Below are 24,745 nucleotides of genomic sequence, written 5' to 3'. Positions count from 1 at the left end.
AGCTTTGAGCGCGTGGGACACACTGGATGAGCGGCTGCGGCCCACAGTCCAGGCCAGTACCGATGAGTACGCCCGGGTCCGGCCGGGACTGGAAGCGGTTACCGCGGAGATGGAAGCGAATCTTCGCGCTGTCTTTGCCGACAGTCCGGTCAAGCCGCTGTTCGTTGCCTCGCGCACCAAGAGCGTGGAGTCATTCCGGGACAAGGCCTCCCGGATGCTGCCCCCGGAGCACCCCGGCGAGCTGCCCTCCCTGCTGTTCCCGGAGCCGCTGCGCAACCTCACCGACCTCGTAGGCCTGCGCATCATCATGACGCTGCCGCACGAAGTCGATGAAGCAGCGAACCTGATCAAGCGGCAGCGGGCGGAGTTCGACTGCCGCGGCGACCGCGAGAAGGACATTGGCTCCATTGAATCCGGTACGTACGGCTACTCCAGCCGGCACCTGATCCTGCGGACCATCCAGAACGAGACTGTGCGGAACTACCACAAGCTGCTTGACCCGGACCAGCGGCCCAACGGCAGCTACCTGTTCGAAGTGCAGATCCGTACCGTGCTGGCCCATGCCTGGTCCGAGATCGAGCACGACATCCGGTTCAAGGCCGGCGATCCACGAGCCTGGAGCCCGTATTTCGACCGGCAGTTCACGGCAACCGCGGCCATGCTGGAGACGGTGGAAACCGCCTTTGCCGAACTGCACGAACGCTACGAAACCGTCACCGGCTTCTGGGACGAGGAAGGCCAGGGCAGTGCACCGCTGACTCCGAACCGGATCCGGGACATCTGGATGACACTGCTCCCGCACGTCAACCGCAAGTCCGGTGATGACTGGGGGTGGGCAGCGGAAATGCTGGCCGCGCACGGCATGAAGACCACCATGGACCTGGCCGGGCTGCTGCAGGCCGAAGCCATCACCAAGGTCCGCGCCGCCCTGGACCACCGCTACTCCCCCGGACCGGACCGGCTGCTCGATGACCTGCTGCTCTGGCGTTTCGGCAAGGAACACATCGACCTCACGGCCGAACCGGAGGATGCACCGGTCAAACCCCGCCGGGAGTCCCTGGGCCGCCGTTACCGGCTGATGCAGCTTTACCGGGCACGGGAAGCAGACCAGGGGCAGTAGCCGGTCCCCGGAACCTTGCCCGGCACCGCTGTGCCCGCATAGCTTTGCCCCGTGGTCATTTCTCTTTCAGGGCAGGATGCACGGCGGATGCGGCGCTCTTCCCAACTGCTGGGCGGTTCGGATCTGTCCCCAGCCGACGTCGTGCGGCGCGCTGTCGCACTGCAGGGCCAGGACCTGCCCGCAGTGCTGCGGGCCATTGCCGTCCGCTCCCGCCCCGGAACCACCGTCCAGGACGTCCGCGACGCGTTTGACCGCGGCGAACTGGTGCGCGGCTGGCCGATGCGCGGCACCCTGTTCGCCACCACGCCGGAGCATCTGGCTGCCCTGCTGTCCTTTACTGCGGATCGGGTCCGAACCATGACTGCCCGACGCCGGGCCGAGCTGGGGCTTGAGGAGACGGTACTCGCGCGGGGACGGGACACCCTGCGCGAGGCGCTGGGCGAGCGGCCCCTGGGGCGCTCCGAAGCGCTGGAACTCTGGGAAGCTGCGGGGATCGACACCTCCGACGGACGCGGGTACCACCTGCTGATGCACCTCTGCGTGGAGGGCCTGGCGCACTGGGGACGGTTTTCCGGTAGCCAGCAACTCCTCACCCTCACGGCACCGGGCGCCGTCGGCCCGGGCGCGGGCGACGGCGATCTTACCGCCCTGGTGCGCGGCTTCGTGCTGGCCCGCGGTCCGGTCACCGAAGCGGATCTGGCCTGGTGGACCAAGCTGCCCAAGACCGTGGTGCGCAAGGCGGCAGCCGGCGTGGCGGACCTGGTGCAGGTGGAAGTGGACGGTCGGCCGGCATGGATCATCGGTGAGCCGGAGATTCCGGAACCTTCCGGAGTGTCATTGGTGCCGGCGTTCGATGAGTGGATCCTCGGTTACGCGGACCGTTCCCTGGTTGCCAGCCCGGCGATGCTGGCGGCAATTGTCCCGGGAGGCAACGGGGTGTTCCGCCCGGCCGTGCTCGACGACGGCGTGGCCGTGGGAACCTGGCGGCTGCCCCGCACGTCCCGGGCCACCCCGGAACCGGTAATCGATCTGGTGGAACGGGTCTCGGCAGCCAAACGGCGGGCCGTCGAGCAGGCAGTGGCGAACTGGCCGCATGGCTGACGGGTTCCGCGCCGGGTTACCGGCCGCTCTGTCAGGCCGAGACGCGCCGCACCAGCCGGACCGGCGGCAGGCTAGGCTGAGCCGGCTGCACGGCAGATTCCGCACCTGATTCCGGCGCGCCCAGCGGAGCGTCAAGCGGAGCCACGGCCATCCGCGCGAAGCGTTCCCCCAGCTCCCGGGCGTCCATCCGTACCGTGGTCAGCGGCGGCACCGCCAGCGACGCCAGCGGAATGTCCTCAGCTCCAATCACCGCCAGGTCCTCCGGCGCACTCAGTCCGTGCGCGGCCAGCCCGGCCAGCAGGGCGAAGGCGTGCTCGTCGTCGAACGCGCAGGCTGCGGTCACCGGCTGCGGTCCTGCTCTCCAGCGGTCGACGACGGCCGCCGCCTCCCCTGCATCCAGGCCCAGCCGGGCGACGTCGGGCTGCGGAAGCCCAAGCCGGCGGCAGGCGTCTGCAATTGCTGCCAGCCGGACATCCACCCGCCAGGCGTAACCGGACTCCGGTGGAACCGCCACGCCGATCCGCCGGTGGCCCGCCGCGGCCAGGTGCTGTACCTGGCATGCCCCGATGCCGAGGTCCGGCGCCAGCGGGTCTTCCAGCGCCTGATGCAGGGACGCAACCTTGATGCCGCTGGCCGCCAGGGCTGCCAGTTCCGGTTCCGGGAGCGGGGTGAGGAGGATCAGCGCTGCCGGAGCCAGCGACTGCACCAGGGACGGCGCTCCCCCCTGCACCGGCAGGCGGTGCGCCACCAGACGCAGTCCCTGCCGTTCCACTTCCTCGGAGGCGGCATCGATCATGATGGCCAGGGCGCGGCCCAGGGGCTCGGGCGGCAGCAGCATCAGGACCAGATCGCTGCGGCCGCGGCGCAGGGTGCGGGCAGCCGTCGACGGCGTGTACCCGAGTGAGCGCGCTGCGGCCAGCACCCGGTCCTGCGTCGCGGAGGAGATACTCTGCCCGGCACGGCCGTTGAGCACGTAACTGACGGTGGCACGGGAGACGCCCGCGGCCTGCGCAACGTCGTTGGACGTGACCCTGCGGTTCATCCCGTCCCTCTTTCGCTTTGCCCTTGCGACCCGCCCAAACTCGGCGGTGCCAGCCCTTATCCCTTGGAGATTTCTCCGGTAGTCTGACGATACAGGCAACTTACACGTGTAACCATCGTGGTGAGCTGCCGATACCGGCGGCCGCAGATTACGGCCGCTCCCCGATCGAAAGGACCGGTTCGTGGCCAATTCGCCCATCACCGCCCAGAACACCGTCCAGCAGTGGCTCGACCACCCCGCCGGCGGCCCCGCCATCCGCGGTTTCCTTGCGCAGGCCGGAAGCGACGAGAACACACTCGGCCCCGCCCTGACCATGAAGCTGCAGCAGCTGGTTGACCTCAGCCAGGGCAAGTTCCCGCAGGCTGCCGTGGATGAACTCGTGAAGCAGGCCAACGGCGGCGTGATGCCCGAGATCGCCGAAACCGTCCTGCCGACCGTTGAAGGCCGCTTCGAAGGCCGCACCGTCATTGTCACCGGCGCCGGTTCCGGCATCGGCCGTGCCACCGCCAGCCGCATTGCCCGTGAAGGCGGCCGCGTGATTGCCGTCGACATCGCCGAGGTGAAGATCAAGGAACTCGCCGAAGAACTGGGCGAGGCCATTGTTCCGGTGGCGGGCGACCTGACCGACGCCGCCGCCATCGACAGCATCATGGCCGCTGCCGGCACCAAGATTGACGGCCTGGCCAACGTGGCCGGCATCAACGATGACTTCTCCCCGCTGCACGAGGTCTCCGATGCCATGTGGCAGAAGATCTTCGCCGTCAACGTGGAAGGCCTAATGCGTCTGACCCGCGCCGTGCTGCCGACCATGCTCGAAGCACGCAAGGGCTCGATTGTGAACATCACCTCCGAGGCCGGCCTGCGCGGCTCCGCCTCCGGTGTGGCCTACACGGCGTCCAAGCACGCCGTCGTCGGCATTACCCGCAGCACCGCGTTTATGTATGCCCGCGAAGGCATACGCGTAAACGCCGTTGCTCCGGGCGGCGTAGCCACCGGCATTCCGATGGGCGGCAAGACCAGCGAGTACGGCGAGGCGCGCTTGTCCCCGGCACGCGTGAATATTCCGGGCCTGGCCTCGGCGGAGGACCTCGCGGCCTCCATCACGTTCCTGCTCAGCGATGACGGCGTGAACATCAACGGCGCCATCCTGCCGTCGGACGGCGGCTGGTCCGCGGTCTAATCCCGCTGATCTACAACGCCGGCGGCCGGTGCCTTCCTCCGCGGAAGGTGCCGGCCGCCGTCGCGATTTTTGCCGGTCCTTGCCGCGGGTCAGAACCGGTAGACGGCCAGTTCCTCAGCCGCCTCAAAACCCTGCCGCGCGTAGAAGTTCTTCGACGCCTCAGACGGAGAGGTGACAATCCGCGCCGCCCCGATGCCCCGTGAATAGTCGACCGCCGCGGACACCAGGCCGCTGCCCACCCCCGCGTTGCGGTGCGGGGGCAGCACGTAGGCATTGGCCAGGTAAACCCAGACGGAGGCCGGCCTGCCCGGTTTCGGCATACGCTCGAAGATCGACAGGTTCACCATACCGACCAGGGCGTCGCCGGCATCGCCAACGGCGACGAAGAAGGTACGCGGGTTGGCTGCCAGCCACGTGCTGAACTCGGCCACAAAGCCCGCATCAGCCGGGCCGTCCCCGCCCGCCTCGGCCGCCCAGGCAGCCCGGAGCCGGGCGAGTTGGGGGATGTCCAGCGGTGTGCCTTCACGAATCATTGCGCCACCCTACACGACGGCGGCCGGCGCCCTCCCGAAGGAAGGCACCGGCCGCCGTCGTACGTTCTAAAAAAAGCCCCTAGGCTCCGGACACCGCTGCGGCGAGCTTGTTCAGCGAGTCCTCAAGGTCGTCCTTGGACACCATCGGGAAGGAAACCTTCTTCAGGGTTTCCTTGTCGGTGACGTGGGACCAGTCATAGGTCAGGGTCACCTCGGTGGAATCGGCGCCGTCGGCCTGAAGTTCCCAGACCCACTGCCAGCCCATGGGCTCGGTGCCGGCCGGGGCGGTCTGCCAGGCCAGCAGCTTGTTGTGGTCGTACCCGGTGACGTGGTTTTCCGTCTGGTAATCGCCCATTTTTTCGTTGTGCATGTTCATCTTGAAGACCTGGCCGGAAGCCGTAATGCGGTCGGTCTTCTCGTCCGAAACGACCATGCCGGAACCGTCCAGCTCGTGGTGGCGCTCGGGGTTGGACAACAGGTTAAAGATGTCTGCTGCCGAGGCATCGATGACCCGGGAAACTACAACGCTCGTCTGATCAGTGGTCAATGAACTCTCCTTCGATGGATGGATAGTACTTTTTCCACGGCGGGCTGCCCCTTACGGGCGCCGCCGAAGCCTGTGCGTACCGCGCCCGGCCGGTGAAACTCAGCCTGGCGTGTCCTGCTCTGCTTCCTGCAGGTTCCAGCCGGTGATGTACGGCGGATCCTGCCCTTCGTCGCGGGTGTACTGCCGGGCACGTGCCCGTTCGTCCTGCAAATGCTGCCGGAAGGACGCCTGCGTCGATCCCAGCGACGCTACCCGGTCCAGCACGTCGATGGCCAATTGGAACCGGTCAATCTGGTTCAGCATGGCCATGTCGAACGGCGTGGTGGTGGTGCCTTCTTCCTTGTACCCGCGCACATGCAGGTTGTCGTGGTTGGTGCGCCGGTAGGTCAGGCGGTGGATCAGCCACGGATAGCCGTGGTAGGCGAAAACCACCGGCTTATCCTGCGTAAACAGGGTGTCGAAATCCCGGTCGGAAAGCCCGTTCGGATGCTCGCGCGGATCCTGCAGCACCATCAGGTCCACCACGTTGACCACCCGGATTTTCAGCTCCGGGAGCTGGTCCTTCAGCAGCGCGGCAGCGGCCACTGTTTCCAGGGTCGGCACGTCGCCGGCGCAGGCCATCACGACGTCGGGATCGGTCCGGGTGCCCGGACCCGCACCTTCGCTGCCGGCGAAGTCCCAGATGCCGATGCCGCGCTCCACATGCAGCAGCGCCTGCTCCGGATCCAGCCAGACCGGGGCCGGCTGCTTGCCGGAGACCACCACGTTGACCCGGTCCCGGCTGTCCAGGATGTTCCCGGCCACCGCCAGCAGGGTGTTGGCGTCCGGCGGCAGGTAGACCCGGATGACGTCTGCCTTTTTGTTCACCACATGGTCAATGAAACCGGGGTCCTGGTGCGAGAACCCGTTGTGGTCCTGCTGCCAGACGTGGCTGGAGAGCAGGTAGTTCAACGACGCGACCGGCTGGCGCCAGCTCAGCCCGCGGCTGACCTTCAGCCACTTGGCGTGCTGGTTGAACATGGAATCCACAATGTGCACAAACGCTTCGTAGCAGTTGAACACGCCGTGCCGGCCGGTCAGCAGGTACCCCTCCAGCCAGCCCTCGCACAGGTGCTCGCTGAGCACCTCGGCCACGCGTCCGCTGCGGGCCAGGTGTTCATCGAGTTCGTCAATCCGCTGCTGCCAGGCCTTGTCCGTGACGTCGTAGACGGCCTGCAGCCGGTTGGACGCTGTCTCATCCGGCCCGAAGATCCGGAAGTTGGACGGATTCTTCCGGATCACTTCACGCAGGTAGCCGCCCAGGTTGAACATCGGGCTGACCCGCTCGGAACCCGGGTGGTCGATCTTCACCGCATGGTCCGCGTACTCCGGCAGGTGCAGGTCCTGGAGTAGGCGCCCGCCGTTGGCGTACGGCGTCGCGCTCATCCGCAGGTCCCCTTCCGGGGCCAGCGCGGCAATCTCTTCGACGAGCCGGCCTTCAGCGTCAAACAGCTCCTCCGGCCGGTAGGACTGCAGCCATTCCTGCAGCTGGGCCAGATGCTCCGGGTTGTCGTGGATCTCGGTCAGCGGCACCTGATGCGCGCGCCAGGTGCCCTCGACCTGCAGTCCGTCGACGACGGCCGGCCCGGTCCAGCCCTTGGGCGAGCGGAAGACGATCATCGGCCAGCGCGGAGCGTGCTGCTCCATGGCGTCGGCGCCCGGGATGTCCGGGGTCACCGCGGTTTTTCCGCCGGTGCGGTACGGCTCCTGGATCGCGGTGATTTCCGCGAGGCAGGTCTCCAGCACGGCAGCGAAGTCCTCGTGGGCCTGCCGGACGGCGGCCGGATCCTCCACGGTCACCACGTAGGGACGGTAGCCGTAGCCTTCGAGCAGTTTCAGCAGCTGCTCCTCCGGCATCCGGGACAGGACGGTGGGGTTGGCGATCTTGTAGCCGTTCAGGTGCAGGATGGGCAGCACCGCTCCGTCCACAGCCGGGTCGAGGAAGCTGTTGGAATGCCAGCTGGCGGCCAGCGGACCGGTTTCGGCCTCGCCGTCGCCGATCACCGTGGCAGCCACCAGGTCCGGGTTGTCGAAGACCGCCCCGTAGGCGTGGGCCAGGGAATAGCCCAGTTCACCGCCCTCGTGGATCGACCCGGGAGTCTCCGGGGCCGCATGGCTGGGGATTCCGCCGGGGTAGGAGAACTGCCGGAACAGGGTGCGCAGTCCTTCCTCGTCCTGTCCCACATGGCTGTAGATCTCCGAGTAGGTGCCCTCCAGCCAGGCGTTGGCAACATTCGCCGGGCCGCCGTGCCCGGGTCCGGTAATGAACAGGACGTTGCGTTTCTGCTCGCGGATCAGCCGGTTCAGGTGGGCGTAGATGAAGTTCAGTCCGGGTGTGGTCCCCCAGTGGCCCAGTAGCCGCGCCTTGACGTCGGATTTTTCCAGCGGACGGCGCAGCAGCGGGTTGTCCCGCAGGTAAATCTGCCCGGCGGAGAGGTAGTTCGCGGCCCGCCACCAGGCGTCCACGCCGTCCAGGGCACTGTCGGGATGCGGTTCGGTGCCGGGGATGCGGTCCGGCGGGGCAGCACTGGTCTCGGTCATCTTGGGTCCTTTCCGGTCGGTGTGATGCGGTGCGCCTAGGCGGTCTCCACCACGACGTCGGACGGTTTCTTATCGGGGCGCAGGCCGCGCCAGACGGGATGGCGGAGTTTTCCGGTGCCGGTGCGTTCGGAGAAGGTCACTTCGCCCACCAGTGCCGGCCGCACCCACTGGGCATCGGAGGCATCTGCGGACGGAACATCGTCCAGCGGCGCCGTTTTGCGGGACATCTTCTTCAGGCGCGGACCGATTGTGGCGAGGTCCTTCTCGCTCAGTCCGGACCCCACCCGTCCGATGTATTTCAGGTCCACCCCGTCCGGAACGGCAACCAGGAGGGAACCGACCTTGTTTTGCCGGTTGCCCTGCCCCGGCCGCCAGCCCACCACCACTACCTCCTGGGTGAGCTGGTTCTTCAGCTTTACCCAGTTCTTGGAACGCCTGCCGGGGTTGTAGGTGCTCGTACGGCGTTTGGCCATCACGCCTTCCAGCCCCAGTTCCCTGCTGGCCGCCACCGCCTCGTCCATGGACATGTCCAGTGCGGGGGGAACCTGGAGGTGCCCGCCGGGGACGGGCTCGACGGCCTGCTCGAGGATTTCCCGACGCTGTTCGTAGGTGAGGTCCGCCAGCGAGTTCCCGTCCAGCCAGAGCAGGTCAAAGACCATCAGATGCACCGGCGTCCGTCCGGCGGCGGCCGCGATTTCCCGCGGTTTGGTCAGGTGCATGCGGGGCTGCAGCAGGCCGAAGTCCGGCCGGCCGGCCTTGTTCAGCGCGACGATTTCGGCGTCCAGTACGGCCCGTTCCCCGTTGAGGTGCGCGCTGAGGTCCTGCAGTTCCGGATAAGCGGCGGTCATGTCGTTGCCGTTGCGGGAGATCAGCCGGGTGCCTTCCGGCGTCACCGTGACGACGGCGCGCACGCCGTCCCATTTCATTTCGAAGGCCCACTCGTCGTCATTGTTGATCTCGGCCCGGCTGCCGAGGGTTGCCATCATCGGCTCGACCGAGGGCACCGAGGCGTCTTCCGCGTCGCGGGCCACCTTCCCGACGTCGACGGACGAGGTTTTTGCCGGGGCGGCGGCCGTGGCGGGACGTGTCCGGGCGGCAGCGGCCACGGACTCCGTGGGCGATTCCGGCGCGTCCGCGGGCGCATCCGCAGGAGCGGCGGCGGACCCGTCCTCCGGGGCTTTGGGCGTTCCCTTCTCGCCCGGCTTCGGCTGGTTCTTCATGAGGTGGATCAGCCAGTTGTTGTTGGCCTTGTCGCCGCCCGAGCCGGTGTGGATCAGTGCGTAGCGCCGGTCGGCTGCCCCTTCCCGGGCCAGGCCGCCGTCGGGCTGGCCGTGGAGCACGGCGATGACTTCCTTGCCGTCCCGCCACTTTTCCCGCTCATACGTGCCGTGATCCCAGATGGTCACGTCCCCGCCGCCATATTCCCCTTTGGGAATATGTCCCTCAAACTTGCCGTAATCCAGCGGATGATCCTCGGTCTGCACGGCCAGGTTGTTCTTTCCGGACGTCGACGGCGGGCCCTTGGGCAGCGCCCAGGACACCAGCACGCCGTCGTGCTCCAGGCGGAAGTCCCAGTGCAGCCGGCGGGCGTGGTGTTCCTGGATAACGAAGCTGTTGCCCTCCGAGGGAGTGGACGGTTCCTCCGGGACGGGTTCCGGTGTCTTTGCGGCGTCCCGCATGCTCCGGTACTTGGTCAGCCGGTCCCCGCCGGAGCCGGCCTCGGTGTCCCCGGTCTCCGCTTCTTCGAGTGCCTCTGCCTCGAAGGCTCCGCTTTCCATACCGGCGAGCGGATCGGACCCGCTGCGGACGCGGTCCATCACCTGCAGATAGTCCAGCTGGGCGAGATCCGGATCCTCGAGTTCTTTCCAGGTCCGCGGGGCGGCCACCGTGGGGGTGAACCGTCCCCGCAGCGAGTAGGGGCAGATGGTGGTCTTGTTGCCGTTGTTCTGGCTCCAGTCCACCAACACCTTGCCCACGCGCCGCGTTTTCTTCATATCGCTGACCACCAGGTCCGGATGGTCTGCCTCCAGGGCGCGGGCCAGCTCATGGGCCACCGCATTGATGTCGTCGGAGCTCTGGCTGCCGTCCAGCGCGGCATAGAGGTGGATGCCCTTGGAACCGCTGGTCACGGGGCGGGCGTCGAGGCCCATGTCAGAGAGGATGACCCTTGCCAGGCGGGCCACTTGGGCACATTCGGCCAACCCCGCCCCTTCACCGGGGTCGAGGTCCAGCACCATCCGGTCCGCATTGCCGATCTTGCCGCGCGGCCCGAACTGCCACTGCGGCACATGGATTTCGAGGGCGGCCGACTGGGCCAGCCAGGTCAGCGTGGCCAGGTCATTCACCACCGGGTAGGTATTGGTGGAGGTTTTGTGCTCGATCGAGAACCGCTTTACCCATGACGGAGCGGAGTCCTCGAGGTTCTTCTGGAAGAACACCTGACCGGGATGCTCGGGAGTTCCCACACCGTGCACCCAGCGCTTGCGGGTCGCCGCGCGGTTGCGGGAGTGCGGCAGCATGTACTCGGCCACGGCAGCGTAGTAGGCAATCACATCCGCCTTGGTCGTCTCCGTTTCCGGGTAAAGCACCTTGTCCAGGTTGGTCAGGCGGAGCCGGTGCCCCTCCACACTGACGGTCTCCTGGTTTTTTCCTCCGCCTGTCGCCATGCCCCCTAGTCTTACCGGGATACCGGGCAAATGCCAGTATTTCATCAGGGGGCTTATCAATCCGGCGGTAACCGCAACAGCAAACCGGAAGAGTCTTCGGAAGGTTTCGCCCAGAGCGTCCGGCTGCCCTGACCATCCGCGGCGGCGCGCGCGTATGTTGGAAAAATGACGGAAAGCCAGCACATTCTGGTCACTGGAGCCACCGGTTATATCGGCGGACGGCTTGTCCCGCTGCTGCTTGAGGACGGCCATCGCGTGCGCGTCCTGGCACGCTCCCCCGAAAAGCTCTCGGATGTGCCCTGGGCGTCCGACGTCGAAATCGTCCAGGGTGACCTCTCGGACCGGGAATCCGCCGCGGCTGCCTTCACCGGTATCGACACCCTGTACTTCCTGGTGCACTCCATGGCGTCCGGGAAGGGTTTCGGCGGCCAGGAGGCGGCTATCGCCCACTTGGTGGCCGACGCCGCCGCGGAGGCCGGCGTGCAGCGGATCGTGTATCTCGGCGGACTGCACCCGGCGGAAGGCGAGTTGTCGCCGCACATGAAGTCAAGGACCGAGGTGGGGCGGATCCTGCTCGACGGCGAGGTGCCGGCCGTTGTCTACCAGGCCGGCGTTGTGATCGGTTCGGGTTCCGCCTCCTTCGAGATGATCCGGCACCTGACGGAAACCCTGCCCGTGATGCCGGCGCCAAGCTGGGTACGCCGGCGTATCGAACCGATTGCCGTCCGGGACGTCCTGCACTACCTGGTGCGGGCCGTGGATCTCCCCGCCGGCCTGAACCGCACCTTCGACATCGGGTCCCGGGAGGTCCTGACCTACGCGGAAATCATGAACGGATATGCGGAGGAGGCCGGATTGCCCCGGCGCCGCATCTACGCCCTGCCGCTGCCGGCGCCCCGGCTGGCCGGACACTGGGTGGCCCTGGTGACCCCGATCCCGCGTTCGATGGCGTTGCCGCTGGTGGAATCCCTGCAGCACGACGCCGTTGCCAAGGAACACGATATTGACCAATACCTGCCGCAGCCCGACGGCGGGCTGACGGACTACCACGACGCCGTGAAGCGGGCACTGGGCAAGGAGAAGCGCGGCGAGGTGGAGACCACCTGGGCCAGCGCCTCGGCGTCGTCCGATCTGGCCTCCGACCCCCTGCCCAGCGACCCGGACTGGGCGGGCCAGACGGTCTACGTGGACTCCCGGCAGCGCCGTGCGGCCGTGGACCCGGCCGCGGTCTGGCAGGTCATCGAGGGAGTGGGCGGCCGGAACGGCTGGTATTCGCTGCCCATGGCCTGGGCCATCCGCGGGGTGCTGGACAAAACCGTCGGCGGGGCGGGCCTTACCCGCGGCCGGCGGAACCCCACCACACTGTTCACCGGCGACGTGGTGGACTGGTGGCGGGTGGAACTGCTGGAGCGCGGCACCCTGCTGCGGCTGCGTGCGGAGATGCGGGTGCCCGGCAAGGCCTGGCTGGAGATGCGCGTGGATCCGGACGGCGAGGGCGGCAGCCTGTACCGGCAGCGGGCCATTTACTTCCCGAAGGGTCTGGGCGGCAAGCTCTACTGGTGGCTCATTGCCCCTTTCCACGGCCTGATCTTTCCCTCCATGGCCAAGAACATCACCCGGCAGGCAGCGCGCCTCACAACCCCTGCCGCCCCCGACACGGCCGTTTAGGCGACAATCGTGTAACGGCGTCCGAGAAATCCAAAGAAGCTAATATCATCGGTAGGACAATACGCGCCGGTCGAGCCGGCCCAGCTGCAACTATGCCGGTTCCGTCTTCCTGGCGGCCCCCGGCGTGTACTTGAGGGGACTTGGCTGTGCAGGACAAGAAGAGCCGTAAATGGCCAATAGCCGCGGCGGTTGCCGCGGTGCTCGTCATAGGCGGAAGTCTCGGCGCAGCCTTCGCCACCGGCCGTCTGGGCCCTTCCGAAACAGGTTCGTCTCCCTCAGCGGGCTCGTCCGCATCGGCGTCGCCCTCCGTGCAGGCCGCCCCGGTATCCATCACCACCACTCCGGCTGACGGCGCCGTAGGCGTCAACCCCGCAGATCTTCCCTCCGTCACTGCCACCAATGCAGTCATCAACAAGGTCATCCTGAAGCCGGAGGCAGGCGGAGATCCCGTGCCCGGCGTGATGTCCGGCGACGGTGCCGTCTGGACCGCCGATGCGCCGCTGGCCTTCAACACCAGGTACGGCATGGAGGTGGTCCTCACGGATTCCGCCGGCAAGGAAACCACACGCAGGCAGGGCTTCGAAACCGTGCTTCCCGCGAACGAAGCCAATGCCTTCATGTATCCGCAGAACGCCGCCAGTGTGGGCGTGGGCCAGCCCATCGACATCACCTTCAGCGAACCGGTCACCAACAAAGACGCCGTGGAACAGGCCATCACGGTCACCAGCACCTCGGGCCAGACCGGTGCCTTCTTCTGGATCACGGACAACCGGGTCCGCTACCGCCCGGAAGCCTTCTGGGCCCCCAACAGCGCCATCACCGTGGACATGCAGTTGTTCGGCGTCGACTTCGGCAACGGCATGATCGGCAACTTCAACGAAACCCGTACCTTCAACACGCACAACACCCGCCTGGCCGTGGTGGATAACAACACCAAGACCATGCAGGTCTTCCTGGACGGGCAGCTGGTCCGGACCTTCCCCGTCACCCTCGGCGAACCCACCTGGCCTTCGCCCGGCGGCTACCAGGTTGTCGTCAGCCAGCACGAGAAGCTGCCCTTCCGCGCCGAAAGCATCGGACTGTCACCCGGAGACCCGGACTACTACGAACCGTTCGACGCCTCGTGGGCCAGCCGCCTGACCAACAGCGGCGTCTTTGTCCACCAGGCCCTCGACGGCGCGGTGGGTGCACTTGGCCGGATCAACGTTTCACACGGCTGCGTCGGAATGTCCGCCGAGGGCGCCAAATACTTCTACGACACCTTCGACGCCGGGGACGTGGTGCAGGTGCTGAACACCGAAGCCGGGCCTGTCCCCATTGACGACGGCTACGGCGACTGGAACATCCCCTGGGACCAGTACGCCGGGCAGCCCTAGGCTTCTACGCGCAGGCCCAGCTGGGCCGCGAGCAACGGGGCCAGCAGCACCAGCTGTTGTTCGTCCACCGTGAACCCCTTAAGACCGGCAAGTCCGGTGATGCTCCGGAACTCGGATCCGCGCAGGTCGGCATCGACTGCCGTGCCGCCGCTTCCCAGCAGCAGGGAGTCGATCCGGCAGTCGCGGAACGCCACCCGGTTCAACCGCGCGCCGTCCAGGTCCAGTTCCCCGATGATGCAGTTGGAGAACAGCACGTTGGTCAGCGTGCAGCCGCGCAGGTTGAGGAAGTCGATCTTGCCGCCGTCAACCCGGACAGAGTTCCAGCTTCCGCCGTAAAGCTCAGCGGAACCCAGGCGCGGGTTGGAAATCTCCACGTCCCGGAACGTGGTTCGTGCCGCCCGGAACACCGGGGCGTACAGGTTTTCCAGGGTTGATTCCATAAACCGGGCGGCGGTGAGGTCCGCGTTGTCCAGGGACACTCCGGTGAGGCTGCATTCGGAGAACACTGCCCCGCGCAGCTCGAACCCGGCGAAGGACTCGCCGGTATAGGCCACCGCTTCCTGGTGGCTGCCCACCGGGACGCCGGCACCGTCGCTCAGGTCCTGCGGGCGGACCGGCTCCAGGACCGGCGGTTTGGTTCCGGTGCTGCGGGAACGCACCATGCCTAGGCGGACCGGCGGCCGAAGAGGAAGTATGCGATGGGACCGGCGAAGTTGATGCCGCACGCAGCCATCCACCATCCGCGGCTGCCGCGGATCTGGTCCTTCGATCGCTTCTTCAAATCCCGCAGAGCGGCTCCGGCGAGCAGGAACTGGAGTCCGGTCAGGGCTCCGAGGCCCTTTTTCTGTCCGCTGCTCAGGTCCTTGAGTTTTTTCTTTGCCATCGCCGTGCCTTCCGGTGGGTTGTTCCCGCCGACGGTCGTCGTACGGGTCTGAACCCGATTATCCGCTATTGGCCGCTTCCGGGAGCAACCGAGCCGGCCTGGCCGAGCACGGAGTGCCCGCCCAGGCGGTGATAGGTGCGGTTGTGGTAAACCAGCGGTTCCTGCTCCGTGCTGCCGGGGAGGATTTCCAGGACGGTGGCCGCGATCAGGATGGAGCTGCCCACCGGGATCCTGCCGTCGATCCGGCAGCGAAGTGCCACGGGAGCTTCTTCCAGGAGGGGTTCGCCGCCGGGCAGCGTGCGGGTTGGGGTGGAGCTGAACCGATCCGCGCCCTGCCGGGCGAAAAGTGCAGCGAGTCCGGCATTCTCGGCGCCAAGCAGGTGGACGACGACGGTCTCGGACCCGGCGATTACACCGGCCGTCCCGTGGGTTGAGGCCAGGGAGAAGGACAGGATAGGCGGCTCTGCCGAAACCGAGGAAACCGAGGAGGCGGTCAGGCCCACGGGGCCGCTGCCGCCGTCGGCCGTAATGATGGCCACGCCCGCCGGATGAGCCCGAAAGGCGTCTTTGAATGCATCCGTTACATTCCGCTCGCATAGAGCCGTATTCCGCGTCATCTCAAGTCCTTCCGCAGACCACCCATCGAGGGCATCCCTCAACGCTAGAACCTCAACCTTAGTTGAGGTCAAATCGTGCGGCCTCAGACGTCGAATGCCCGGGCCCCGGTGCCGGTGCCCGAATCCTCGGGATTCACGAACCGGCACTGGGCCAGCGAGAGGCAGCCGCAGCCAATACAGCCGCCGAGCCGGTCACGAAGCGCCTGCAGGTGGCGGATGCGGGTATTGAGTTCCTGCTGCCAGGCGGCGGAAAGCCGCTGCCAGTCGGCCTGGTCCGGAACTCCGTCCGGAGGCAGTTCGGCGAAAGCATGGTTGATTACGGCCAGCGGAATGCCTGCCTGCTGCGCCGCGCGGATCACGGCCACGCGCCGCAGCACCGATCGGTCGTAGCGCCGCTGGTTACCCTGTGTCCGCCGGCTGGAGAGCAAGCCCTGACGCTCGTAAAAGTGCAGCGCCGAGACGCTGACGCCGCTGCGCTCGGCCACCTGCCCCACAGACAGTTCCACACGCGCCGGCCCGAATCCGGGTGTATTCGCTTCCACGGCCTCGCCTTCCCTCGCTGCACCCATTATCCGCCCGCTGCTGACTTGCCGGAGGCAATGGAGGGGACGCGCCGGTCCGCGGAATCCATCACTTAGGATTCGGGCGGTTATATTCACAGCGCAGGCCACCGAATCCCCTATCTAAGAGGTAATTGTGAAAGTAGAAATCCGTCACAGCCCGGCATACGCAGTAGCTCGCTGCTTTCTTGCACCCCACGAGACAATAAAAGTGCAGCCGGGAGCAATGATGGCTCATTCCTTCGGAGTGACGCTTACGGCGAAGGCCGACGGCGGGTTCATGAAGGGCCTGGGGAAAATGATTGGCGGAGAGAGCTTCCACACCACCGTTTTCACCGCCCCCGCCCAGGGCGGCTGGGTCGATGTCATTTCCGAATCCGTCGGAGACGTGGTTTCCGTCGGGGTGGACAACGCAACAGGCTTCCGCTTGACGAAGGGGGCCTGGCTGGCAAACGACGGGAACCTCGACGTCGGCCCGGACGCCTCCCTGAATGGAATGTTCTCCGGCTCCGGCCTGGTTGTGCTGAAGGTCAGTGGTCAGGGCAACCTCCTGGTTTCCTCCTACGGCGCATTGGACGTTGTGTCCCTGAAAGCAGGAGAAGGCTTCACCCTGGACACCGGCCACCTCGTGGGCTGGGAGTCAAGCATCCAGATGAGGACGCGCAAGGCGGCCGGCATCCTCAACTCGCTGAAGAGCGGAGAAGGCCTGGTGGTTGATCTGCAGGGGCCCGGCGACGTGATTATGCAGACCCGCGTTTTCAGCCCCGTCGCTACCGCTGCCCGCTGACACCCCCGTCCGCCGCCCGGCAGGATTCCACGACAACAGGATTCTGTCCTTCCCTCCCGTTCACTGGCGGCCGGGACTGCGGCATGTGAAAGTGTCCCTATCGGGCCGAAACCGCTGCGTTGCGCGGTCGGTGAAGGTGCCGCCGCAACGAAGGAGGCAGCCATGGATCCCGCACCCCTCGGACCGCCGGAGAAACCCGGAACGCTGGTTTTCCTGCCGGGCACCGGCAGGCCCAACCCGCAGCTCGCGGACCGGATCCGGGAGCAGGTGGCCGAGGTACCGGGATTGTCCGATTACCGGGTGCTGGCGGTTGACTGGGCCGCCGCCGCACCCGATGAGGTCAGCTTTGTCCCGGCATTGCCCCCGCGGTATGTCGCCGACGATCCGCCCGGCGTGACCGATACGTCCCTGGCCCTGGCCCTTTTCGGTATGGACCTGGGGGCGGCTGATCCGCTGAAACAGGCCTCCAGCGCCGGTGCCCCGCCGGCGCGGCCGGACGCGGCTTTGCTGGGGGAAACGCTGCAGGATCTGGTCCTGGGGCTGATCACGGACGCGGGGATCCGGCACCGGATCCGCCTCACGGATGCCGCGGGCAGTTTCTTCGGCAAGGTCGCCTTTTATCTGCGCCACGGTCCGGCCGCCCGCGCCCGCATTGCTGACACCCTGCGCAGTATGGACCAGGATGCACCGGTGGTGTTGTTTGGACACAGCCTCGGCTCCGTGGCGGCTGTTGACCTGCTCAGTTCCCCCGAGGCGGAGGGCATCCGGGTGGATCTGCTGGTGACCGTGGGCTCGCAGGCACCGTGGTTCTACCTCCTCGATGCCCTCGCTTACCTCGGGCCGGTCCGCGGCGGTTCGGGGCCGGCAGTTCCCTGGTTGAACTTCTGGGACGAGCGCGACCTGATTTCCTTTTGCGCCGAACGGGTGTTTGCCGGCCGGGATGTGAACGTGACCGACAGCGAAGTGGACTCGGGCAAACCGTTTCCCGAATCCCACGACGCCTATTTTTCCGATCCACGCGTGTACCGGCAGCTGTGGGAGCATCTGCGGGAGGCACGCGCAGACAAACCCGACTCTGGCAACGGAACCGGAATCTAGTGTTCACTGGACTACATGAGAGCGATCTGGAAAGGCGCCATCGCGTTTGGGCTGGTCAACGTGCCGGTCAAGGTTTATGCCGCCACCGAGGACCACGACGTCAGCCTTCACCAGGTGCACGGCAAGGACGGCGGACGCATCCGCTACCAGCGCCGCTGCGAGATCTGCGGCGAGGTGGTGGAATACAAGGACATCGCCAAAGCGTACGACGACGGCGAGCAGACCGTGGTCCTTACCGACGAGGATCTGGCGTCCCTTCCCGTGGAGAAAAGCCGGGAAATCGACGTCGTGGAATTCGTGCCCAGCGAGCAGGTGGATCCCATCCTGTTTGACCGGACGTACTACCTGGAGCCGGACTCCAAATCGACGAAGTCCTACGTGCTGCTCCGCCGCACCCTTGAGGACACCGACCGCACGGCCATCGTGCAGTTCTCGCTCCGGCAGAAGAGCCGGCTGGGTGCCCTGCGCGTACGCGGCGACGTGCTGACCCTCCAGACCCTGCTGTGGGAGGACGAGGTCCGGGAGGCCACCTTCCCCTCGCTGGATGAAAAGGTGCGGATTTCCGCCAAGGAGCTGGAGATGTCCTCGGCCCTCGTGGATTCCTTCAGCGGGGACTTCGATCCTTCCGAATTCACCGACGATTACCAGGAGCAACTCAAGACCCTGATCGATGCCAAGCTCGAACAGGGAGAATCGCTCGACACGGAGGAGACCTTCGGCGGAGAATCCGAGGAGGACGAGGGCGGCAAGGTCCTGGACCTTATGGAGGCGCTGCGGCGCAGCGTAGAGAAGAACCGCGATAAAAAGAGCGGCACCGACGCTAAAAGCACCAAAGAGGACGGCGCCAAGAAGGCTCCCGCCAAAACCGCGAACTCCAAGAGCACCAAAAGCACAACCAAAACCCGGAAAGGCGCCTGAGCACTATGGCATCTCGTAATTTCTTCACGGACCGGTTCGGCCGGCAGACCGTTTTCAAGGTGCCCAACGGGCCGCTCATCGGCTGGGGCGTGTTTGGCGTGGCGTCAATGATGGCATTGACGCCCAGGAACGCCGGGCTGCTGAAAACCCTCAGCAAAGGCTGCCTGATGGTCTGGGCCCTTGGGGAGACCTTCCGGGGTGAAAGCGGCTTCCGGCGCAGCATCGGGGCCGCCACCCTGCTTCGTGAGGTCACCGGCCCGGCGGACCCGGACACTGAAGCCGGCACGCCGAAGGTGTCCGACAGCAGCCGGAAGCACTAGTCCGCTCGGGGCCGGCCGTACGGGATGGTCCCTACTGGCGGTATCCCTCGACTTCGCCCACGGGCCGCTCCTGCGCCTCATCCGGGTTCTGTCCGGCGTCGGCCTTGGCCCGCCGCTGGCGGAGGAGGTCCCAGTACTGGTCGAGCTGTTCCTCCACCCGCCTCAGCTCCGCGGCGTGCTTTTCGGGTTCCGCACCCGGGTCCGCCTCCCGAAGGGACTGCTCCTGCGCTACGAGTTCCTGGATGCGGTGCTGGATTTCCTGTTCGTCCATGGCTCCTACGCTTCAGCTCGGCGTTGCTCTCGATCGACTGGCGGTACCTAGTTGGGAACTGATCCTTCGCCGGGGTTCGGGTTGCTGCGGTACGAGCTCGATTCGCTCTCGCGGCCCAGGAAGATACCCAGCAGGATCATCACTACGGCCAGCACTGCGTGCAGCCAATTGTCCGCCGTGTTGAAGGGAACGAAGTTGGCGTCCGAATCCAGCGGGATGAGCAGCCCGTAAATGAAGAGCAGGGCGTAGAGGATGCCTCCTCCCAGCAGATAGAGCTTCGCCGAGGAGTGCTTACGCGCCAGGGCAAGCCCGGCGAAGCCCAGCAGCATGTGGACCACGTTGTGCAGCACCGAGACCTGGAAAATGCCCAGAAGGGCGGCCTCCGATGCGTAACCCGAGAAGTAAAGCTGGCCGTAATTTATGGTGGCCCCGGGAATGAACCCCAGGACTCCGATAAGCAGGAAAACAATCCCGAAGGCAATTGCGGCTTTTTGCGCATTGGTCCTGCGGGCCGAAAGACCGCCGCCGGAACTGTAGCTGGGGTATGCCATGATGACTCCTCTGCTCCGCAGCACGGGAGGACCGGACCGGGAGGATTCGGTGATCAGGACTTTAAACTGTTGCACAATTGGGGCAAGGTGGGAAGCATACTGACTTTCCAGGACCACGAGGGGGTACCAGATGGGGTTTGCGCCTAAAACGGCGATAGTCACGGGGTCTGATTCCGGCATTGGACGTGCCGTCGCGGTAGCTCTGGCGAAGGCGGGCATGGACGTGGGTATCACCTGGCATTCCGATGAACAGGGTGCCGTGGACACGGCGGAGGAGGTCCGCTCACACGGCCGCGCCGCCGTCGTCGCCCGGCTGGACACCACGGATCTGCCAGGATGCGCGGACGTCGTGGATTCCCTGGCGGAGAAGCTGGGCGGCCTGGACGTGTTCGTCAACAACTCCGGGACCGGAGACGGGCAGAAGTTCCTGGACCTGACCTATGACGCCTGGCGCACCACGGTGGACACCAACCTCAGCGGGGCCTTTGTCTGCCTGCAGCGGGCAGCTCAGCGCATGGTTGCGCAGGGCAACGGCGGCCGGCTGATCGCCGTCACCAGCGTCCACGAACTCCAGCCACGGGTGGGCGCTGCGGCCTACACCGCCTCCAAGCACGGGCTCGGCGGGCTGATGAAGACCATCGCCCTGGAGCTGGGAAGCTACGGGATCACGGCCAATTCGGTGGCCCCCGGGGAAATCGCCACACCCATGACCGGGCAGACGGACTCCGACCCCCGGGCCGAGGACCGCCCCGGCATTCCGCTGGGCCGGCCGGGCTACGCTTCCGAAATCGCCGACGTCGTGGCCTTCCTGGCCTCACCGGCGTCGTCCTACGTCACCGGGGCCTCCTGGCCCGTCGACGGCGGCATGCTCCAGATGGGACCGCAGGGCGGCTCCCACATCACTTCGTCAGCTTGGCGGGAAGGATAACTTGAAATCTCTATGGCTCGATAACGCGCCCGTTATACCCACTGATCTCTTCGACCCGGAGGCGTCCTACGACACCGTGGTGGTCGGTGCGGGACTTACCGGCCTCACCACGGCAGCTCTGCTGGCCCGCAGCGGACAGCGCGTAGCCCTCCTGGAAGCACGCACGGTAGGCGCCGTCAGCACCGGCAACACCACAGCGAAGGTTTCGCTCCTGCAGGGAACGCAGCTCTCCGGCATCACCTCGCACCACAACGCGGAGACCGCCCGCCAGTATGTGGAAGCCAACCGGCAGGGACAAAGCTGGCTGCTGCGCTTCTGCGACGAACACGGGATTGGCTACGAGGTCCGGGACGCGTACACCTATGCCACCACCGAGCAGGGACTCAAGACCCTGCGGAAGGAACAGGAGGCAGCCCAGGCCGCCGGACTCGACGTCGAGTTCACCGCGGAGACCGAACTGCCCTTTGAAACCACTGGCGCACTGCGGCTTCGCGACCAGGCACAGATCCAGCCGATGACGGTGCTGGCCGGCCTGGCCAAGGACTACCGCGCCCATGGCGGCGCCCTGATCGAGGGCGTCCGGGTGACCGGCGCCCGGCATGAGGACGGGGCGGGCATCAAGGTCGGTACCAGCCAGGGCGAGGTCACCGCCCGGCACCTGGTGTTGGCCACCGGCATCCCGATCCTCGACCGCGGCGGCTACTTTGCCGTCCTGAAGCCCGAGCGTTCCTATGCGGTAGCCCTGCCGGTGACGGGAACGGTTCCGCAGGGCATGTACCTCTCCGTCGATTCGCCCACCCGCTCGCTGCGGACCGCAGAGGCGAACGGCATCTCCTACCTGCTCGCCGGGGGCAACGGGCACACGGTCGGCCGGAAAAAGCACACCCAGGAACTGGTGGACGATCTGGTGGACTGGACCGTGGAGAACTTCGCGGTGGGAAGCGCGGCCAGTTATGCCTGGTCGGCGCAGGACTACTCGCCGGCACGCAGCCTGCCCTACGTCGGGCAGCTGCCGCTGATGGGCTCCAACATCTATGTAGCCACCGGGTACAACAAGTGGGGCATGACCAATGCCGTTGCGGCTTCGCTGGCACTGAGCGCGGAGATTCTCGGCGGAGAGAACCCCTGGGCACGCGAGCTGTACAAGCCCCGGGTGGCCCCGCTCGATGCCGCCTCCACCCTGCGGGACAACGCCGAGGTGGGGCTTTCCATGCTCACCGGCTGGGCCGCCGGACTGGTCAACAGTACCGACACGGCCCCGCCGGAGGGGCAGGGAGTGGTGTCCCGGGAGAACGGGAAGCCCGTGGGTACCTGCACCGTGGCCGGCAAGACCAGCCGGGTGTCGGCCGTGTGCCCGCACCTCAAGGGAGTCTTGAACTGGAACGACGCCGAACAGTCCTGGGACTGTCCGCTGCACGGCTCCCGGTTCACGGCCAAGGGAACTCTGCTGGAAGGTCCCGCGGTTAAGAACCTCGATCCCGCCTGATCGCGGGACCCCGTTAAACCCGGACCCGTTAAACAAGAGACTGCGGATGCCTTGCAAGGCATCCGCAGTTCTTTTATGACCTGCCGGGCGGCTAGAGACCGGCCCTGGGTCCGCCGGATTCCGGGTCATCCATTGCCGGATCCGCATCCGGAGCCGCCGCCAGCCGCGACGTGTCAGTGGAGGTAGGTCCTACCGGAGCCGTGCCGGCTGCGCCGGTGGCAGCATTGCCCGGTGCATCAACATTTCCCCGCCACGAGCCCGTTTCCGAACCGCGGCTCTCAATAAATTCCTTGAAACGGGCGAGGTCCGATTTGACCTGCCGGTCATCGGCGCCGACCACGGAACCCAGCTTCTCTACGACGTTTTCGGGTTCCCAGTCCAGCTGGACGGTTACCCGCGTTTCGGCGTCGCCCAGGCGGTGGAACGTTACGACGCCGGCATGGGACTTTCCGTCCGTACTCTTCCACGCGACCCGCTCGTCCGGATGCTGCTCGGTGATTTCAGTGTCGAATTCCCGCTCGACACCGGCCACCTTGGTCACCCAGTGGGTGGTGGTGTCCGAAAGCTGGGTGATGGAGATAACGCCGCCCATGAAGTGGGGGAAGGACTCGAACTGGGTCCACTGGTTGTAAGCGGTGGTTACCGGTACTGATACGTTGATCGACTCTTCTACGGTGGTCATGCTGTCCCTCCGGTAGTGCGAATCCTGCCTTTGGCCGGGCCGTTTCTCACAGGTCCCGTTTTCCTCACCGTACACAGGACGACAACGCACTTCAACTGGAAGTAAGGTTGCTTATATTAGCTTTCCCGGGAACCTGTCCATTCTGTTCCGAGCCGCTTCCCGGGGTTAGGCTGGGGAACAATCCACCTGCCGAAGCCGCTTTGTCCGGACGGTATCCGGGCTTTTTCGGCAGGTGAGTCCAGTACTCATTTTTCGTCAACATTGGAGGAAACATGAAGGCATCTGAAGAGCTGACCACCAACCTGCAGGCCGTCCTGGTGGACATGATCGAACTGCATCTGCAGGGCAAGCAGGCCCACTGGAACGTAGTGGGTAAGAACTTCCGGGACCTGCACCTGCAGCTTGACGAGATCATTGACGACGCGCGCATCTTCGCGGACGAACTGGCCGAGCGCATGCGTGCCCTCCGCGCCGTCCCGGACGGCCGCAGCCTGGCGGTCGCCAACGGCACCAGCCTGCCGCCGTTCCCCGCCGGGCTGGTTGACACCCGCGACACCGTGACGCACGTGGTCGCCATGCTCGAGGCCGTCGTCAAGACCATGCGCGACGTGCATGACCAGGTGGACGAAGAGGATCCGACCACCGCAGACATCCTGCACGGCTTTATTGCCAAGCTCGAGCAGTACGCCTGGATGGTGGATGCCGAGAATATCTCCGCCACGGCGGAGGTAGTCACGCCCGAAGACAGCAATCTGGAACCGACCCGCTAAGACTCCGGCTTCCGGGCCGGCGCATCCCTTTCCACGGGGGTGCGCCGGCCTTTGCCGTCCCTGGAGGCTCTGCCGGCCCAGCAGCCGTGCCCCGGGGAACGGCTAACCCTCGATGGCCTGCCGCACTTCTTCCAGTAAATCCATCATGTGCGCCAACGCGGCAGCACCGTCTCCAGCGGCGACGGCGTCGGCCACCAGCACATGCCCCCGCAGGGCAGCCTCGCTCGGTTTCGGCGGCATCATGCCCTGCCGGGTGCGGCCGGCAAGGACCTCGGCAACCACATCCTGAAGCGATGCGAACATGTCGTTGCCGCTGGAGCGCAGCAGCAACGTATGGAATTCAATATCGGCCTGCAGGAACTCCTCCAGCTCTCCCGCTTCTCCGAGCCTTCGGAGCTCCGCGGCCAGCTCCACCATCCGGTCACGCTCGGCGGCTGCAGCGTGTGTGGCGGCGGCCGCCGCGGCCACCGGCTCCACTCCCACCCGCAGTTCGGTCAGGGTGCGGAACTGCTCTGCCCGGCCCGGCCCGGCAAGGCGCCATTTGATGATCCGCGGATCGAACACGTTCCACAGCTGGGGATCCTGCACCACAATGCCGACGCGGCGCTTGGAATACACCAGGTTCATGGACTCGAGGATCCGCATGCAGTCGCGGACCACGGTTCGGGAAACGCCGAACTCCTGCTGCAGCCCGTCAAGCGTGAGCCGGTCCCCCGGCGCAAGCACGCCGGAGGCAATGTCCTGGCCCAGGGTCTCGATGATCCGGGCGTTTAGGACCGCGGCCGGCGGGCCGGCGTGTTCGTTCATATCCGCATCTTTCCAGCTACGTTCCTTTGTATATTCCTTACAGTGCATATGATTGGGAGGCCCGAAATCAGCACGGATCCTGCCGGTAGCGCTGGTCGCCCCCTGTTTCAGCCTAGCCTCCGAACCATGCCTTTGATCAGCCGCTGACGGAGCATCGATTTCTCCGGCTGCGCCAACTGCTGTTGGTGATACCTTTGTGCTCAACAGTTCGGGTCAGCAAACCGGCCCGAACCCGCGACAACGGCGTCCCAAGG

Annotated in this window: 25 protein-coding genes; 12 read left to right on the top strand and 13 right to left on the bottom strand. The window is 66.1% G+C overall.

The window, feature by feature from the left end:
• Window positions 1–4: 4 nt before the first annotated feature.
• Window positions 5–1,120: a GTP pyrophosphokinase gene (locus LOC56_RS05930; protein WP_229951339.1), complete on the top strand. Its 1,116-nt coding sequence runs from the start codon at window positions 5–7 to the stop codon at window positions 1,118–1,120.
• A 51-nt stretch (window positions 1,121–1,171) separates the two neighbouring features.
• On the top strand, window positions 1,172–2,221 hold the full coding sequence (locus LOC56_RS05925) for a winged helix DNA-binding domain-containing protein (RefSeq protein WP_229951337.1): 1,050 nt from the start codon (window positions 1,172–1,174) through the stop codon (window positions 2,219–2,221).
• A 31-nt stretch (window positions 2,222–2,252) separates the two neighbouring features.
• Here the strand turns inward: LOC56_RS05925 and LOC56_RS05920 are convergent, their stop codons facing one another.
• Entirely contained in the window at window positions 2,253–3,263 is a 1,011-nt protein-coding gene (locus LOC56_RS05920; protein ID WP_229951335.1) for a LacI family DNA-binding transcriptional regulator, read from the bottom strand.
• Between the two features lie 181 nt (window positions 3,264–3,444).
• Between LOC56_RS05920 and LOC56_RS05915 the strand changes: the two genes are divergently transcribed.
• Complete coding sequence (locus LOC56_RS05915) at window positions 3,445–4,443, top strand: SDR family NAD(P)-dependent oxidoreductase (protein ID WP_229951333.1); 999 nt, start codon at window positions 3,445–3,447, stop codon at window positions 4,441–4,443.
• Between the two features lie 89 nt (window positions 4,444–4,532).
• Here the strand turns inward: LOC56_RS05915 and LOC56_RS05910 are convergent, their stop codons facing one another.
• The 4 genes from LOC56_RS05910 to LOC56_RS05895 all read right to left on the bottom strand — a co-directional run bounded on the left by LOC56_RS05910 (window position 4,533) and on the right by LOC56_RS05895 (window position 10,769).
• Window positions 4,533–4,976, bottom strand: coding sequence for a GNAT family N-acetyltransferase (locus tag LOC56_RS05910; RefSeq protein ID WP_229951331.1), 444 nt, complete (start codon window positions 4,974–4,976; stop codon window positions 4,533–4,535).
• Window positions 4,977–5,055: 79 nt separating this feature from the next.
• Window positions 5,056–5,523 carry an SRPBCC family protein gene (locus LOC56_RS05905; protein ID WP_227920511.1) on the bottom strand — a complete coding sequence of 156 codons (468 nt, stop codon included), beginning with the start codon at window positions 5,521–5,523 and terminating at the stop codon, window positions 5,056–5,058.
• 99 nt (window positions 5,524–5,622) lie between these two features.
• A complete protein-coding gene (locus tag LOC56_RS05900) occupies window positions 5,623–8,103 on the bottom strand; it encodes a phosphoketolase family protein (protein WP_229951330.1) in 2,481 nt (826 codons plus the stop codon).
• 35 nt (window positions 8,104–8,138) lie between these two features.
• A complete protein-coding gene (locus tag LOC56_RS05895; RefSeq protein ID WP_229951328.1) occupies window positions 8,139–10,769 on the bottom strand; it encodes an ATP-dependent DNA ligase in 2,631 nt (876 codons plus the stop codon).
• A 165-nt stretch (window positions 10,770–10,934) separates the two neighbouring features.
• On the opposite strand from LOC56_RS05895, the gene LOC56_RS05890 reads away from it, so the two are divergent.
• Window positions 10,935–12,437, top strand: coding sequence for an SDR family oxidoreductase (locus LOC56_RS05890; protein WP_229951326.1), 1,503 nt, complete (start codon window positions 10,935–10,937; stop codon window positions 12,435–12,437).
• 146 nt (window positions 12,438–12,583) lie between these two features.
• Window positions 12,584–13,813: a L,D-transpeptidase gene (locus tag LOC56_RS05885; protein ID WP_229951324.1), complete on the top strand. Its 1,230-nt coding sequence runs from the start codon at window positions 12,584–12,586 to the stop codon at window positions 13,811–13,813.
• On the opposite strand, the gene LOC56_RS05880 is transcribed toward LOC56_RS05885, so the two are convergent.
• From LOC56_RS05880 to soxR, 4 genes are all read right to left on the bottom strand, one after another.
• Complete coding sequence (locus LOC56_RS05880; protein ID WP_229951322.1) at window positions 13,810–14,475, bottom strand: pentapeptide repeat-containing protein; 666 nt, start codon at window positions 14,473–14,475, stop codon at window positions 13,810–13,812. The two genes, LOC56_RS05885 and LOC56_RS05880, sit on opposite strands and share 4 nt — an antisense overlap.
• A gap of 2 nt (window positions 14,476–14,477) precedes the next feature.
• The gene (locus LOC56_RS05875; RefSeq protein WP_229951320.1) at window positions 14,478–14,696 is read right to left on the bottom strand and encodes a PLDc N-terminal domain-containing protein; all 219 of its coding nucleotides are present in this window, start codon (window positions 14,694–14,696) and stop codon (window positions 14,478–14,480) included.
• 65 nt (window positions 14,697–14,761) lie between these two features.
• Window positions 14,762–15,313 (bottom strand): flavin reductase family protein, encoded by a 552-nt coding sequence (locus tag LOC56_RS05870; RefSeq protein ID WP_231703504.1) that lies wholly within the window; start codon window positions 15,311–15,313, stop codon window positions 14,762–14,764.
• 83 nt (window positions 15,314–15,396) lie between these two features.
• Complete coding sequence (gene soxR, locus LOC56_RS05865) at window positions 15,397–15,855, bottom strand: redox-sensitive transcriptional activator SoxR (RefSeq protein ID WP_229951316.1); 459 nt, start codon at window positions 15,853–15,855, stop codon at window positions 15,397–15,399.
• Window positions 15,856–16,009: 154 nt separating this feature from the next.
• Here soxR and LOC56_RS05860 point away from each other — a divergent pair, with 154 nt between their 5' ends.
• The 4 genes from LOC56_RS05860 (at window position 16,010) to LOC56_RS05845 (ending at window position 18,996) form a co-directional block, all read left to right on the top strand.
• Entirely contained in the window at window positions 16,010–16,660 is a 651-nt protein-coding gene (locus LOC56_RS05860) for a TIGR00266 family protein (protein WP_229951314.1), read from the top strand.
• Window positions 16,661–16,822: 162 nt separating this feature from the next.
• Window positions 16,823–17,758 (top strand): thioesterase domain-containing protein, encoded by a 936-nt coding sequence (locus tag LOC56_RS05855; RefSeq protein WP_229951310.1) that lies wholly within the window; start codon window positions 16,823–16,825, stop codon window positions 17,756–17,758.
• Between the two features lie 15 nt (window positions 17,759–17,773).
• Entirely contained in the window at window positions 17,774–18,676 is a 903-nt protein-coding gene (gene ku, locus LOC56_RS05850; RefSeq protein ID WP_229951309.1) for a non-homologous end joining protein Ku, read from the top strand.
• Window positions 18,677–18,681: 5 nt separating this feature from the next.
• A complete protein-coding gene (locus LOC56_RS05845; RefSeq protein WP_229951308.1) occupies window positions 18,682–18,996 on the top strand; it encodes a hypothetical protein in 315 nt (104 codons plus the stop codon).
• Window positions 18,997–19,027: 31 nt separating this feature from the next.
• On the opposite strand, the gene LOC56_RS05840 is transcribed toward LOC56_RS05845, so the two are convergent.
• Together LOC56_RS05840 and LOC56_RS05835 are read right to left on the bottom strand one after the other, a co-directional pair.
• Complete coding sequence (locus tag LOC56_RS05840) at window positions 19,028–19,267, bottom strand: DUF2630 family protein (RefSeq protein ID WP_229951307.1); 240 nt, start codon at window positions 19,265–19,267, stop codon at window positions 19,028–19,030.
• Between the two features lie 47 nt (window positions 19,268–19,314).
• Window positions 19,315–19,818 (bottom strand): DUF4383 domain-containing protein, encoded by a 504-nt coding sequence (locus tag LOC56_RS05835; protein WP_229951306.1) that lies wholly within the window; start codon window positions 19,816–19,818, stop codon window positions 19,315–19,317.
• 130 nt (window positions 19,819–19,948) lie between these two features.
• On the opposite strand from LOC56_RS05835, the gene LOC56_RS05830 reads away from it, so the two are divergent.
• Window positions 19,949–20,746, top strand: a complete 798-nt coding sequence (locus LOC56_RS05830; RefSeq protein WP_229951304.1) for an SDR family oxidoreductase — start codon at window positions 19,949–19,951, stop codon at window positions 20,744–20,746.
• A 1-nt stretch (window position 20,747) separates the two neighbouring features.
• Window positions 20,748–22,232: an FAD-dependent oxidoreductase gene (locus LOC56_RS05825; protein ID WP_229951303.1), complete on the top strand. Its 1,485-nt coding sequence runs from the start codon at window positions 20,748–20,750 to the stop codon at window positions 22,230–22,232.
• A 91-nt stretch (window positions 22,233–22,323) separates the two neighbouring features.
• On the opposite strand, the gene LOC56_RS05820 is transcribed toward LOC56_RS05825, so the two are convergent.
• The gene (locus tag LOC56_RS05820) at window positions 22,324–22,914 is read right to left on the bottom strand and encodes an SRPBCC family protein (protein ID WP_331460914.1); all 591 of its coding nucleotides are present in this window, start codon (window positions 22,912–22,914) and stop codon (window positions 22,324–22,326) included.
• 272 nt (window positions 22,915–23,186) lie between these two features.
• On the opposite strand from LOC56_RS05820, the gene LOC56_RS05815 reads away from it, so the two are divergent.
• Window positions 23,187–23,684, top strand: coding sequence for a Dps family protein (locus tag LOC56_RS05815; protein ID WP_229951302.1), 498 nt, complete (start codon window positions 23,187–23,189; stop codon window positions 23,682–23,684).
• A 102-nt stretch (window positions 23,685–23,786) separates the two neighbouring features.
• Here LOC56_RS05815 and LOC56_RS05810 read toward each other — a convergent pair whose 3' ends face one another.
• Window positions 23,787–24,491, bottom strand: a complete 705-nt coding sequence (locus LOC56_RS05810) for a FadR/GntR family transcriptional regulator (RefSeq protein ID WP_229951301.1) — start codon at window positions 24,489–24,491, stop codon at window positions 23,787–23,789.
• Window positions 24,492–24,745: the final 254 nt, after the last annotated feature.

Origin of the sequence: Arthrobacter sp. zg-Y179, from assembly GCF_020907345.1 — a bacterium.
Lineage (GTDB): Bacteria > Actinomycetota > Actinomycetes > Actinomycetales > Micrococcaceae > Arthrobacter_B > Arthrobacter_B jinronghuae.
The sequence above is the reverse complement of the archived record's forward strand: the minus strand, read 5'-3'. Positions and strand labels throughout refer to the sequence as shown.